The organism is Paractinoplanes abujensis (assembly GCF_014204895.1).
GTDB lineage: Bacteria > Actinomycetota > Actinomycetes > Mycobacteriales > Micromonosporaceae > Actinoplanes > Actinoplanes abujensis.
Map to the genome: position 1 here is coordinate 8,851,850 of NZ_JACHMF010000001.1, position 12,452 is coordinate 8,864,301.

A 12,452-nucleotide genomic window follows, 5' to 3' on the forward strand; every position below is an offset into this window, starting at 1 on the left:
CCTCCGGTGGCGTAACCTCCGGGGGATCCCAGCGGGGGGAGGGTCGATGTTCGCGCTCATCTGGGGTGCCGTGCGGACCCGGACCGCCCAGGTTCTGACCGTGCTGGTGCTGATAGCGCTGGCCGCCGCCGTGGCTGCCGCCGGTCCCTGGTTCGCCCACGCGAGCATCAACGCCGCCGCCGCGGCCGACGTGGCCGCCGCGCCGGCCGACCAGCGGACCGTTTCGGTGCGTCAGATCGTCAAGAGCAACGGCGACCCGCGGACCGCGATCGAGCAGGTCGAGGCGTCGATGCAGACCCAGCTGCCGCTGCCCGCGGCCGATCCGGTGATCGGCCTGCAGCTGCCGCTGACCACCGACGTCGGGGGCATCCCGGCCGCCATGGGCATCGCCTACCGCGACGACGCCTGCGAGCATCTGGTCCTCGACGGCGCCTGCCCGCGGGCGCGGGGCGAGGTGGCCATCAGCTCGCCGGCCGCGCAGCAGCTCGGTCTGGGCCGCGGCGACCCGTTGCGGCTGGCCCCCAGCCCCGGCAGCGCGCCGATCACGCTGAAGGTGGTCGGCCTCTTCTCGTACTCGGATCCCAACGGTCCCTATTGGAACAACGCGCTGTTCGAGGCCGACGGCGGGCTCGACCCCGCGTTCACCGCGCTCGACACGTTCGCCGAGCGGATGCTGTGGGAGCCCACGGCCACCTTCGACGTGACCATCCCGGACGAGTTGCTGCGTGGCGACGGGGGTTACCGGCTCGGGCCGGTACTGCGCCAGGCCGAGTACAAGCTCGGCGCGTCGGGCCTGCGGGTGGTCAACGCCAGCGGCCCGCTGCTGACCGCGATCGCCCGCGACTACGACGAGATCCGGCTCGGCGTGATCATCGCCATGACCCAGACGCTGATCCTGACCTGGTTCGCCATCGGGCTGACGGGCCGCTACACCGGGCGTGACCGGCGCGGCGACGTGGCCCTGCTCAAGCTGCGCGGCAGCACCCGGTTCGCGATGCTGCGCCTGGCCTGGGGCCAGCATCTGCTGCCGCTGACCGCGGGCGCGGTGCTCGGCCTGCCGCTGGGCTACCTGCTGGCGCGGTGGCTGGCCGGTCCGGTCGAGACTCCGGCCCAGCAGACCGAGGCGTGGCTGCTCTCGGTGGCCGCGGTCGCGGCGGTGCTGCTCGGCGGGCTGCTCGTGCTGGCCGCGGTCGAGGCGGTGGCCCTGCGCCGGCCCGTCGCCGACCTGTTGCGCCAGGCGGGTTCGGGCCGCGGCGACTGGCGGGCCGGGCTGGCCGATCTGCTGCTGCTCGCGGTCGCGGTGGCCGCCGTCTATCAGGCCCGGTCGAGCGCGCCCGACAGCGGGCTCGCGCTGGTCGCCCCGGCCCTGGTCGCGCTGGCCGTGGCGCTGCTGCTGGCCCGGCTGCTGGGCCGGGTGGCCGACCGGGGCGGCGGCGCGGCCATGCGCACCGGCCGGCTGCGGCTCGGCCTGACCTCGGTGCTGGTCAGCCGGCAGCCCGGCAGTGACCGGGTGTTCGCGCTGGTCGTCGTGGCGGTCGCGTTGTTCGCCACCACTTTCGGGCTGTGGCGGGGCGACGGCGCCCACCGGGTCGAGCGCAGCCGGGCCGAGCTGGGCGCCGAGCGGGTGCTGTTCGTGCAGGCGCCCAACCGGACGGCGCTGCTCACCGCGGTGCGCCAGGCCGATCCGGGCGGCGAGCAGGCGATGGCCGTGGTGGTCGACCGTGGCAGCACCCCGCCGGTCGTCGCCGTCGACAGCTCCCGGCTGGCCCGGGTGGCCTACTGGCGTCCGGAGTACGGCCCGGTCGACCTGATCGCCCGCACCACCGCCGAAAATCCGGGCCCGCGCCCCCTGCCCGCGATCACCGGTGACCGGCTCACCGTGCGGGTGCACTACGACGGCAAACTGCCGGCCCAGCTCAGCCTGGTGCTGCAGAACGAGGGGAGCGGCGCGCCCACGCAGGTGGCGTTCGGCACGTTGAGCACCGGCGAGCAGACCCGTACGGCGGTGGTGCGCGGCTGCACCGAGGCGCCCGGCTGCCGCATCCTGCGCTGGCAGTTCGACGGTCTGCCGGGCGGCCCCGGCCTCCGCGGCGCGTCGGTCACCGTGCGCGCCCTCACCCAGCCCGGTCCGGCCGCCGAGATCCTCGGTCCCGATCAGCTCGGCGACATCGCGCGCTGGCGGCCCGGCAGCGTCGGGGCTGCCCTCGACGTGGCCGCCCGCGACGGCGCGCTGCGCATCACGGCCGACCTCAACACCACCCGGACCACCGAGGTCGGCTTCGAGCTGTGGGCGGTCGACAGTGCCCTGCCCCCGCCGATCGTGCTGGCCGGCCCGGCTCCCGAGACCTGGCGCTTCGACGAGCCGTGGCTGCCGAGCCTGGGGTCCGAACCGGTTCCCGTACGCCTGGACGGGGCGGCCGGGGTGCTGCCGGTGGTCGGCCGCTCGGGTGTGCTGGTCGACCTGGAGACGGCCCGCCGCATCGCCGGTGACACCAACCCGGCCGGGGAGTTCCAGGTCTGGCTGGCCCCCGGCGCCGGGCCGTCGGTGGTGACCGCGCTGCGCGACGCCGGCCTGGTGATCGGCGACGAGCGGGTGGCCACCGACCGCGCCGCCGCCCTGGCCGAGCAGGCCCCGTCCGCGGTGGCCCGGTTCGCGCTGATCGCCGGCGTGGCCGGGTTGCTGCTGGCCGCCGCGGCCGTGGGCGTGGCCGGGGCCGTCGACCGGCGTCACCGTCTGGGTCAGCTGCGGGCGTTGCGGTTGCAGGGCCTGCCGCTGCCGGTGGCGGTCGGCACGGCGTACGCGGGAACTCTGGTTCTGATCGGGGCGGGCCTGATGGCCGGGCTGCTGGCCGCCGCGATCGCCAACCCCCTGGCCCGGGTGGGCGTGGCCGGCTTCACCGACGATTGGGACGTGCTGCCCGCGCCGGGCGCCTTGGGCTGGGTCGCGCTGTCGGTCACCGGGCTGGTCTCCCTGGCCGTGCTGGGGCTGGTCGGCTGGCTCGCGGTGCTGCCGCTGGTGCGCGGCCTGCGCGCGGACGAGACGGGGGCCCGCGGCCGATGATCGCGCTGGTGCTCGCCATGGTCTGGACCCGCCGCGGCCAGGCCGTCACGCTCGCCCTGCTGGCCCTGTTCGCGGTGGCCTCCGCAGTCGCGTCGCCGGCCTACCTGACCGCCGTCGACCGGGCCATCGCGGCCGGCCAGATCGAGACGTCGGTGGCCACCGAGCGCGGGCTGAGCATCACCGGCCGGGTCGACAACCGGGTCGAGAGCGAGAGCGGCGCGCCCGCTTTCGCCAACGTCGGCGCCGCCCTGATCGAGCTGCCCGGCTTCAGCTACGTCTACGCCTCGGCCTTTCCGACCGTGGGCCTCGAGAAGGACGCCGGGAACGACACCCAGCTGGTTTTCCGGCAGGACGTCTGCGCGCACGTGCGGATCGTCAGCGGCCGCTGCCTGATCGGCCAGGACGACGTGATCGTCGGGGTCCGGACGGCGCAGCGGGCCGGGCTGACCGCGGGCGACCCGGTCACGATGACGTACGCGGCCTTCGAGGACGACCCGCGCGACCCGCACTGGGAGGCCGACGGCATTCCGAAGCGGCTCACCGTCGCCGGCACGTACGAGGTCACCGACCCGGCCGACGTCTACTGGGGAGCGCACGGCTACTTCGACGCGGTGCCCGGCCGCGGGCCGGACGAGCCGGTCTTCACCGGCGCCACCACCGTGGCCACGATGGACCACGGCCTGACCGACCTGTCGATCGACGGCGCCGCCGGGGTCGCGGCGCTCGACGTCGACCGGCTCGACGCGTTGCGGGCCGGCCTGCTCGCGCTGACCCGGCGGGCCACCGAGATCGGGCCCAACCTGCAGGTCGACACCGGCATCCCGGCCCTGCTGGACCGCATCGACGCCGGCCGCGCCTCCGCGCATCTGCTGGTGCCGGCGCTCGCCGTCCCGCTCGTGCTGCTGGCCTGCTTCAGCATCTTCCTGGCCGTCAGTTACGGCACCCAGGGCCGCCAGCCCGAGCTCGCGGTGGTCGCGCTGCGCGGTTCCCGCTGGTGGACGCGGTGGTGGCTGGCCACCGGGGAGAGCCTGCTGGCGATCCTGGCCGGCGCGGTGGCGGGGTGCCTGGCCGGGCAGCTGCTCGTCAACGCCGTCGCGGCGGCCCGGTTCCCCGGCGTGGGCGTCGACCCGGGCTTCGCCTCCCTGCGGTACGCACCTCTGGCCGCGGTGGCCGCCCTCGGCGCGGCGATCCTGGCCCAGCGGCGGCAACTGCTCAGCCCGGTCGCCTCCCTGCTGCGCCGGCTGCCGCAGAGCAACGGGGCCCGCGCCCTGGCCGTCGAGGCCGTCGTCGTGCTGCTGGCCGTCGTCTGCGCGGTGCAGCTCGCGGTCACGGACGGCTCGCTGACCGGGGTGGGCCTGCTCGCCCCGGCCTTCGTCATGCTGGCCCTGTCGCTGCTGGCCGCGCGGGCCCTGGTGCCGCTGGTCACCCGGTACGCCACCCGCGCGCTGCGGGCCGGCCGGCTCGGCCCCGCGCTGGCCGCCTACCAGCTGTCCCGCCGCCCCGGCGCCCAGCGGCTGTTCGCGCTGCTGGTCGCCACCGTCGCCGTGGCCGGCTACGCCACCTGCGCGGTCGACGTGGCCGCGCGCGGCCGGGTCGTGCAGGCCGAACTGGGCGTGGGCGCGCAGCGGGTGCTCGAGGTGTCGCCGGTCTTCCGCAGCCAGCTGCTGCACGCCGTGCGCGAGGTGGACCCCGAGGGCCGGTTCGCGATGGCCGCCTCGCGGCTGCGCAACAGCACCGGCACCGAGCCGCTCGGCATCGCCGCCGACACCACCCGGCTCGCCGCCGTCGCGACCTGGCCCGGCGGCGCCCCCTCGGCCGAGCAGGTCGTGCGGCACCTGCGGCCCGACGCGCCGGCCCCGATGGTGATCGGCGGGCCCGAACTGGTCGTCGAGGCCACCACGACCGGCGTCGTCAAAGGCAAGGAGCTGCGGATCAACGTGGCCGTGTCGTCGCTGACCGACCTCGGCGAGACCGTGGTGCGCCTGGGCGACCTGCGCGAGGGCCGGGCCCGATACGCCGAACGGGTGGACCTCTGCGAGGACGGCTGCCGGATCAACGGCCTGCAGTTCGCGCTGAACGACAACGTGATCGGGGTGACCGGCGGCGTCACCGTCCACAGCATCGGCAGCGACCAGCCGGCGCAGGTCGTGATGGACGCCGCGCGCTGGCGGATGCCCCGGCACGGCCGGGTCAGCGCCGCCCCCGACGGCCTGCGCATCGACGTGGACGCGCCGTCCGGGCTGCCCGACGGCGCCTGGGTGCACCCGGTCGCCACGCCCTACCCGCTCCCGGTCGCGATGGCCGGTGACGACCCGATCGACGGCGGCCTCACCGGCATCGACGGCTACCCGATCGACGTGACCAAGCGGGACGACCTGCCCGCCGTGCCCCGCGCGGGCGAGGTGGCCAGCCTGGTCGACCTCGAATACGCCGACCGGCTCGCCGTCGACGCCGCCCCGGCCCTGGTGCCCGAGGTCTGGCTCAACGACCAGGCCCCGCCCGACGTCGAGCAACGGCTCACCAAGGCCGGCCTGACCGTCATCGGCGACAGCCGGGCCGGCCAGGTGCACCGCCGGCTCGACCGGCAGGGCCCGGCCCTCGCGCTCTGGTTCCATGTGATCGCGGGCGTGCTGGCCGTGCTGCTCGGCGCGTTCGCCCTCGTGCTGGCGGCCGCCGTCGACCGCGGCCGCCGCGTCGAGGACCTGTCGGCGCTGCGCACCCAGGGCCTGCCCGGCCCGACGGTGAGCCGGGCGACCCTGTGGACCTACCCGGCGCTGGTCGGCATCGCCGCGGCCGTCGGCGTGCTGACCGCGCTGGCGGGCTGGGCCGTCACCGGCTGGGCGCTGCCGCTGGCCGGTGTCGCCGAAGTTCCGCTTCCCCTGCCGGCCTGGCCGCGGATACTCACCCTGGCCGGCGTGACCGTTCTCGTCCTGCTCGGGCTGGCCGCCGTGGCCCTGACCACCGGCCGCGACCTGCGCCGCCGCATCAAACCCTAGGAGCCCCCGTGAAGACACTCAGCGTCGTCGACGCCGACCTGGCCTGGGACAGCGACCGCACGGTGCTGCGCGGGGTCGGCGTCGAGGCCCGGCCCGGGCAGATCCTGGCCGTCACCGGCACTTCCGGCGCCGGCAAGACCACCCTGCTCAGCGCGATGGCCGGCCTGCTCACCCCGGCCCGCGGCGAGGTGCTGGTCGACGGCGAGCGGCTGGACAGCCGCGACCAGGCGGTCAAGCTCGGCGTCGTGCTGATCCCGCAGGACAACGGTCTGGCCGCGATCCTCACCGCCGCCGAGAACATCTCGGTCGCGGTCATCGCCACCGGCGGCACGGCGGCCGAGGCCCGCCGGCGCACCGCCGAGTCACTCGAGCCGCTGGGCCTGTCGGGCCAGGCCAACCAGCTGATCGAGGAACTGTCGGGCGGGCAGCAGCAGCGCACGGCGATCGCCCGGGGTCTGGCCCTGCGCGGTGACGTGCTGCTGGCCGACGAGATCACTAGCGAGCTCGACGCGGCCAACCGTCAGCGCGTCATGGAGTTGCTGCGGGCCGAGGCCGACCGCGGCGCCACCGTCGTCTTCGCCACCCACGACCCCGAGGCCGCGGCGGCCTGCGACCGCGAGCTGCACCTGATCGACGGCGCGACCGATTGGGTGCGTGATTAGGGTCTGTCCGGCCGGTCACGTGGCAGCGAGGCGACGTCAGGCGCCGCCTGGGCCACGCCGCAGCCCCGCGTGATCGGCCGGACGGGGCCTAAACGACCGGCTCGGTGCCGCCGGGCACCAGGGTGACCTCGCCGTCGATGTGCTGCACCGTGAAGAGCGTGCCCGGCGGATAGCTGCCCAGCACCTCGGGCGGCAGCTGCACCGTGCCGTCGCCCGCGACCACCGCGAAGTCCTGCCCGTCGCGGCCCTCCGCCCCGACCCGGCCGTCGCGGATCGTCACGGCCCGGCCCAGCCGGGCCCCCACCTCGTTGTCGTGGGTGACCACCACGATCGTGGTCTGCCGTTCGGCGTTGACCGTCTCCATCGCGGCCAGCACCTCGTCGCGCCCCGCGGTGTCGAGGCGGCTGGTCGGCTCGTCGACGAGCAGCAGACCCGGCCCGGTGGCGATGCCCACGGCGAGGGCCGCCCGCTGCCGCCCGCCCGGGGTCAGGTCGCTCAGCCGCTGACGGCCCTGCCCGGGCAGCCCCACCAGGTCGAGGATGCGGTCGGGGTCGTCGAGCTGGATGCCGCGGGTGTGGGCCGCGCGGCGCTGGGCCAGCCAGATGTTGCGGTGCAGAGACGCGTACGGAAGGAGGTTTCTCGCCGCCCCCTGCAGGACCACGCCGATCTCGGTGCCGCGCAGCCGCGAGATCTCGCCGTCGGAGAGCTTGCCCATGTCGTACGTGCCGATGTTGATCCGGCCCGCCGAGGGGCGCATCAGCCCGGCCAGCAGCGCGATCAGGGTCGACTTGCCGGAACCGGACGGGCCCACGAGCGCCAGCGTCTCACCCGGCGCGATCGAGAGGTCGACGCCGGCCAGGGCGACCACATCGCCCGCTTCGGCCCGATAGATGTGCACCACCCGGCGGCACGCCACGGCAAGACCGTTCATGCCGCTCACGCTAGCGGTCCGGCCCGCCCGGTGGTGACCCGTACGGGGGCGGCATTTTAAGGTAAGGCACGTGCGCGACATTGCCGTTTTCTCCGGATCCGCCCATCCCGACCTCGCCGCCGAGATTTGCGATCACCTCGGGGTGCCGTTGCTTCCCACCCGTACGTCCCGGTTCGCCAACGACTGCATCGAGGTGCAGCTGCAGGCCAACTGCCGGGAGCGCGACGTCTTCCTGATCCAGCCGCTGGTCCCGCCCGTACAGGAAAATCTGGTCGAACTGCTCTTCATGCTCGACGCCGCCCGGGGCGCCTCGGCCGGGCGCATCACCGTGGTGCTGCCGCATTACGCGTACGCCCGCAGCGACAAGAAGGATGCCCCGCGCATCTCGATCGGGGGACGCCTGGTCGCCGACCTGCTCACCACCGCCGGCGCCGACCGGGTGCTGGCCATGACCCTGCACTCGCCGCAGGTGCACGGCTTCTTCAACATCCCCGTCGACCACCTGCACGCGCTGCAGGAACTGGCCCGTCACTTCCGCGCCTACGACCTGAGCAACACCGTCGTCGTCTCGCCCGACCTGGGCAACGCCAAGGAGGCGGCCGCGTTCGCGCGGCTGCTCGGCGTCGACGTCGCGGCCGGGGCCAAACAACGCTTCGCCGACGACAAGGTCGTGATCAGCACGATCATCGGCGAGGTGGCCGACCGCGACGTGATCGTGCTGGACGACGAGATCGCCAAGGGCAGCACGGTGTTCGAGCTGCTCGACCGGCTGCGCGAGCGCAACGTCCGCAGCGTCCGGGTGGCCTGCACGCACGGGCTGTTCGCGGCGGACGCGGTGCGGCGGCTCTCCGACGAGAAGGAGATCGAGGAGATCGTCTGCACGAACACGGTGCCGATCCCGGCCGGGGGCCGCACCGACAAGCTGACCATCCTCTCCGTGGCGCCGGCGCTGGCCGAGGCGATGCGCCGGATCCACAACGGCGAGTCGGTCAGCGCGCTGTTCGCATGAGGGTCCTGGACGCGCTGCTGGCCATGCAGCGGCAGAGTTGGGAACAGGGGGTCGCCGCGCAGGCGGTCCTCGATCTGGGCCGCACTGACCTGGCCCGGCTCATGGCGGAGTCGGCGGTGGCCCGGCAGACCCCGGACGGGCGGCTCGGCGGCCCGGACGACAACGCGGTCAACGGCGCGGCGTGCGGGGAGGCGGTCGTCCGGGCCGGCTTCGCGGACGCCGCCCGGCGGCAGCTGAACTGGCTCCTGCACGACGCGCCGCGGGCCGCGGACGGCACTCTCTTCCACGTCCTTTCGTCGCCATCGATCTGGGCCGACACCGTCTACATGGTCGTGCCGTTCCTGGCCCTGTCAGGTGAACTGGACGAGGCAGTGCGGCAGGTCAACGGGCACCGGCGGATCTTGTGCCGCGACGGCGTCTATTCCGCGATCTGGCCCGACCGGCCGGCGCGCTGGGGTGGCGGGAACGGCTGGGTGGTGGCGGGCATCGCCCGGGCCGTACGGCTGGCCCCGGCGCTGCGCTCCACCGAGCTGCCGGGGCACGCGCGTGAGGTGCTCGACGCGTGCCTGGAGTTCCGCCGGGCCGACGGGCTGTTCCACGACGTGCTCGACGACCCCACGACGTTCCGCGAGACCAACGCCGCGCAGATGTTCGCCTACGCGGCGCTGACCGGGGTCGCCGACGGGTGGTTGCCTTCACCGTACGAGGCGGTGGGCGATCGCTGCTCGCCGCGGCCGAGCGCGAAGTCGACGCGTACGGCCTGGTCCGCGGGGCCTGCGGCGCGCCCACCTTCGACCGGGCCGGCACGTCGGCCGAGGCTCAGGCCTTCCACCTGCTGGCCACCGCTCAGCTTCCTCCCCGCAGCGCTTCGGAAGCCGTACGGGGCTGACGGCCCAGCAACTCGCCCAGCAGCGGGTCGACGCCGGCGAAGAAGCCGCCCCGCGCGGCCCGATAGAAGCCCAGCAGGAACTGCGCGCGGGGATCGGACTGGCGGGCGGCGATCCAGTCCGCCTCGTCCATGAGCTGGAACCTGATGGTTCGCCCGGCCCGCTCCGACGCGACGTCGGCCAGCTCGGCGAAGGTGGGGGCGGCGGGCGCCGTGATGGTGACCGGTCCCTCGTACGCACCCTCGGAGCTCAGGATGACGGCGGCCGCCTCGGCAGCGTCCTCGCGGGCCGTCCACGACACCGGCCCGTCGCCCGGCACGGCGATCACGCCCGTCTCCTGCCACGGGCCGGCCAGCCACTGCAGGCTGTGGGCGTAGAACCCGTTGCGCAGCGACACCCAGGGCGTGCCGGAAGCGGCCAGGAGCTGCTCGGTGGCGAAGTGCGTGCGGCCCGGGGCGAACGGGTTGTCCGGCGCGGCGGCCTGGTGACTGGTGTAGAGGATGCGCTTCACGCCCGCCTCGACCGCGGCCTCGACGGCCGTGCGGTGCAGGGTCGTCGCGTCCGCGGTGGGGTCGTTGGAGGAGACGAGCAGCAGCTGATCCGCTCCGGCGAACGCCGCCGGCAGCGAGCCGGGCTCCGCGTAGTCGCCGCGCCGGACCTCGACGCCACGCTGCGCGAAGCGTTCCGCCTTGGCCGGGTCGCGCGTGACGACCGTGATGTCGCTGGCGGGCAGGCGTTCGAGCAGGTGGTCGACGGTGGCGCCGTTGAGGGCGCCGGTCGCCCCGGTGACGATAATCATTGATTCGCCTTTCGTGTTACCAGTGGAAACACGTCGACCGTAGCAGCCGTTATCAGCGATAGCAACTGGGTGTTATCGTTGGTCCGTGAGTGACGGGGTCAGGGGTCAGGCAATCGTCGAAGCTGCCGCGGCGCTTCTGCACGCGGGCGGTCCCGGAGCGGTGACCACCCGAGGGGTGGCCGAACGGGCCGGTGTGCAGGCGCCCACGATCTATCGCCTTTTCGGCGACAAGGACGGACTGCTCGAGGCGGTGGCCGAGCACGTGATGGCCGAGTTCGTCTCGGCCAAGGTCGCGGGCATCGAGGCTGCCGCGGCCGCCGATGTCGACCCGGTCGACGATCTGCGCGCGAGCTGGCGCCGGCAGGTCGACTTCGGGCTGGCCAATCCGGCCGTGTTCCGGCTGCTGAGCGATCCGGGGCGGGTGCCGGGCTCGCCGGCCGCGCGCCGGGGCCGGCAGGTGCTCGAGACCCGCGTGCACCGAGTGGCGGCGGCGGGGCGGCTGCGGGTGTCCGAGCCGCAGGCGGTCGACCTCATTCAGGCGGCCGGGGTCGGAACCATCCAGGGGTTGCTGGCGACGCCACCGGAACAGCGCGACCCCGCGCTGGGCGACGTGATGCTGGAGGCCGTGCTGGGGCGCATTCTCACCGACGCCCCGGTCGACCGGGGGGACGGCCCGGTGACGGCGGCCGTCGCTCTGCGGGCTCTCGCGCCGCGACTGCAAATGCTCAGCGAGGCCGAGCGGGGGCTGCTGGGGGAGTGGCTCGACCGCATCGTGAAAGCGGCCGGGTGACAACAGTTTTGATACGGGGGACGGGGAGGGCAGACACACCGTCCCCCGCAGCCCTGTTGTTTTGATCCGCCGGTCGTGCCGGGCTCCTTTCGCCGGTGAGGTCTTTGGGAGCGCTCCCATAGGACTCTAGCGGCTCAGTGCGCCCGGCGCCATAGGTCAGGTAGTGGCAGTGCAGGTCACCGTGGGTGTGGCCGCGGTTCCGTCAGCGATGAAACCGAAACTCGTCGCGCCACCCGCCGACAACGCCCCGTTGTAGGCGGCGTTCTTCGCGACCACCGCGTTGCCGCTGGTCGACACGGTCGAATTCCACGACTGCCGGACACTGGGCGCGCTGCCGTAGGCCAAGTTGACCGTCCAGCTCTTGATCGCGGCCGAGCCCGCGGTCACCTTGACCTCGGCCTGGTAGCCGCCGGACCACTGGCTGCTCAGCGCGTACGTCGCCGAGCACGCGCCGGAAGCCGGCGGAGTCGTCGTGGGCGGCGTGGTCGGCGGTGTGGTCGGCGGAGTCGTCGGCGGCGTGGTGGGCGGGGTTGTGGGCGGCGTGGTCGTCGAGCCGCCGAAATTCACGTCGCTGCAGAAGTAGTACGACTGGTCCGAATGGCTGGCCTGCCAGATCGTGTAAACAATGGCCCGCCCACTGCGCCCCGACAACGCCACCGGGACGTCGATCTCGACGCCGTCCGCACGCTGCGTCCACTGCGCCGCCGGAGTGTTGCCGATCTCCGACACCTTCGTCAGATCCGACCACTTCAAAGCCGTGGTCACCGGGTTGAAGCCCGGCTTGGTCACATAGACCCAGATGTAGTCGGCGCCGTGCCGCGCCCCGTCGAACAACTTGACGTTGAAGTTGTTGCCGACGTTCGTGGCCTTCCAGTCGCCGACGACGTCCAAGGAGTTGTAACGGCCGCTCACGGTGTGCCCGGCGCTGCACAACTGCCCGTCCGGGATGGCGCCTTGATGATTACCGGCCACGCCTTCCCGGAACAAGCCGTTCCAGTTCCACATGGCGTTCGGGTCGGCCTGCCAGGCCTGCCAGCACATCGGGTCCTGGGTGGCCATGGTGGGGTCCTGGAACTTGCTGCCCCAACGCTCGTAGCAGCCGTAGTTACGCGAAGCCGGACCGGTGACGTTGCCGTGCGCGCTCGCCGGGGAGGTCGGCGCGAAAAGGACGGTGAGGCCGGCCAGGAGGACGCCGGCGGCCGCGCTGAAAAGAACTCTGCGTTTCATGAGGGCATGTGCTCCGCATGGTCGGTGGCCCGGTGGACAGGCCAGGGGGATCCGGCGGGAGCTGCCCTCAACTCCCGAACTCACTTACAC

General features: G+C 73.8%; 9 protein-coding genes and 1 pseudogene. 7 read left to right on the top strand and 3 right to left on the bottom strand.

Annotated features, from left to right (window positions below; genetic code table 11):
• Nucleotides 1-46 precede the first annotated feature (46 nt).
• From BKA14_RS40850 to BKA14_RS40860, 3 genes are read left to right on the top strand one after another with little or no spacing between them, the layout of a single operon-like run.
• On the top strand, nucleotides 47-3,061 hold the full coding sequence (locus BKA14_RS40850; protein ID WP_184956075.1) for an FtsX-like permease family protein: 3,015 nt from the start codon (nucleotides 47-49) through the stop codon (nucleotides 3,059-3,061).
• The gene (locus BKA14_RS40855; protein WP_184956076.1) at nucleotides 3,058-6,057 is read left to right on the top strand and encodes an FtsX-like permease family protein; all 3,000 of its coding nucleotides are present in this window, start codon (nucleotides 3,058-3,060) and stop codon (nucleotides 6,055-6,057) included. The genes BKA14_RS40850 and BKA14_RS40855 overlap by 4 nt, the downstream gene beginning before the upstream one ends.
• Before the next feature lie 8 nt (nucleotides 6,058-6,065).
• Nucleotides 6,066-6,719 carry an ABC transporter ATP-binding protein gene (locus BKA14_RS40860; RefSeq protein WP_184956077.1) on the top strand — a complete coding sequence of 218 codons (654 nt, stop codon included), beginning with the start codon at nucleotides 6,066-6,068 and terminating at the stop codon, nucleotides 6,717-6,719.
• 88 nt (nucleotides 6,720-6,807) lie between these two features.
• Here the strand turns inward: BKA14_RS40860 and BKA14_RS40865 are convergent, their stop codons facing one another.
• The gene (locus BKA14_RS40865) at nucleotides 6,808-7,650 is read right to left on the bottom strand and encodes an ABC transporter ATP-binding protein (RefSeq protein WP_184956078.1); all 843 of its coding nucleotides are present in this window, start codon (nucleotides 7,648-7,650) and stop codon (nucleotides 6,808-6,810) included.
• 70 nt (nucleotides 7,651-7,720) lie between these two features.
• On the opposite strand from BKA14_RS40865, the gene BKA14_RS40870 reads away from it, so the two are divergent.
• The 3 genes and pseudogenes from BKA14_RS40870 to BKA14_RS44760 all read left to right on the top strand — a co-directional run bounded on the left by BKA14_RS40870 (nucleotide 7,721) and on the right by BKA14_RS44760 (nucleotide 9,548).
• Nucleotides 7,721-8,659, top strand: a complete 939-nt coding sequence (locus BKA14_RS40870) for a ribose-phosphate diphosphokinase (RefSeq protein WP_184956079.1) — start codon at nucleotides 7,721-7,723, stop codon at nucleotides 8,657-8,659.
• A gap of 101 nt (nucleotides 8,660-8,760) precedes the next feature.
• Nucleotides 8,761-9,309, top strand: a pseudogene (locus tag BKA14_RS44755) (glycoside hydrolase family 88 protein); the annotation flags it as partial.
• Between the two features lie 35 nt (nucleotides 9,310-9,344).
• The gene (locus tag BKA14_RS44760; RefSeq protein WP_260417735.1) at nucleotides 9,345-9,548 is read left to right on the top strand and encodes a hypothetical protein; all 204 of its coding nucleotides are present in this window, start codon (nucleotides 9,345-9,347) and stop codon (nucleotides 9,546-9,548) included.
• On the opposite strand, the gene BKA14_RS40880 is transcribed toward BKA14_RS44760, so the two are convergent.
• Nucleotides 9,506-10,345 (bottom strand): NmrA family NAD(P)-binding protein, encoded by an 840-nt coding sequence (locus BKA14_RS40880; RefSeq protein ID WP_184956080.1) that lies wholly within the window; start codon nucleotides 10,343-10,345, stop codon nucleotides 9,506-9,508. The genes BKA14_RS44760 and BKA14_RS40880 overlap by 43 nt on opposite strands.
• Nucleotides 10,346-10,430: 85 nt before the next feature.
• On the opposite strand from BKA14_RS40880, the gene BKA14_RS40885 reads away from it, so the two are divergent.
• Nucleotides 10,431-11,135 (top strand): TetR/AcrR family transcriptional regulator, encoded by a 705-nt coding sequence (locus BKA14_RS40885; RefSeq protein ID WP_184956081.1) that lies wholly within the window; start codon nucleotides 10,431-10,433, stop codon nucleotides 11,133-11,135.
• 156 nt (nucleotides 11,136-11,291) lie between these two features.
• Here the strand turns inward: BKA14_RS40885 and BKA14_RS40890 are convergent, their stop codons facing one another.
• On the bottom strand, nucleotides 11,292-12,362 hold the full coding sequence (locus BKA14_RS40890) for a lytic polysaccharide monooxygenase auxiliary activity family 9 protein (protein ID WP_184956082.1): 1,071 nt from the start codon (nucleotides 12,360-12,362) through the stop codon (nucleotides 11,292-11,294).
• Nucleotides 12,363-12,452: the final 90 nt, after the last annotated feature.

Bases quoted from the DNA above. Each gene is read 5' to 3' on its own strand.
- BKA14_RS40880 (WP_184956080.1), bottom strand. From the start codon at position 10,345: ATGATTATCGTCACCGGGGCGACCGGCGCCCTCAACGGCGCCACCGTC.
- BKA14_RS40865 (WP_184956078.1), bottom strand. From the start codon at position 7,650: ATGAACGGTCTTGCCGTGGCGTGCCGCCGGGTGGTGCACATCTATCGG.
- BKA14_RS40850 (WP_184956075.1), top strand. From the start codon at position 47: ATGTTCGCGCTCATCTGGGGTGCCGTGCGGACCCGGACCGCCCAGGTT.
- BKA14_RS40855 (WP_184956076.1), top strand. From the start codon at position 3,058: ATGATCGCGCTGGTGCTCGCCATGGTCTGGACCCGCCGCGGCCAGGCC.
- BKA14_RS40890 (WP_184956082.1), bottom strand. From the start codon at position 12,362: ATGAAACGCAGAGTTCTTTTCAGCGCGGCCGCCGGCGTCCTCCTGGCC.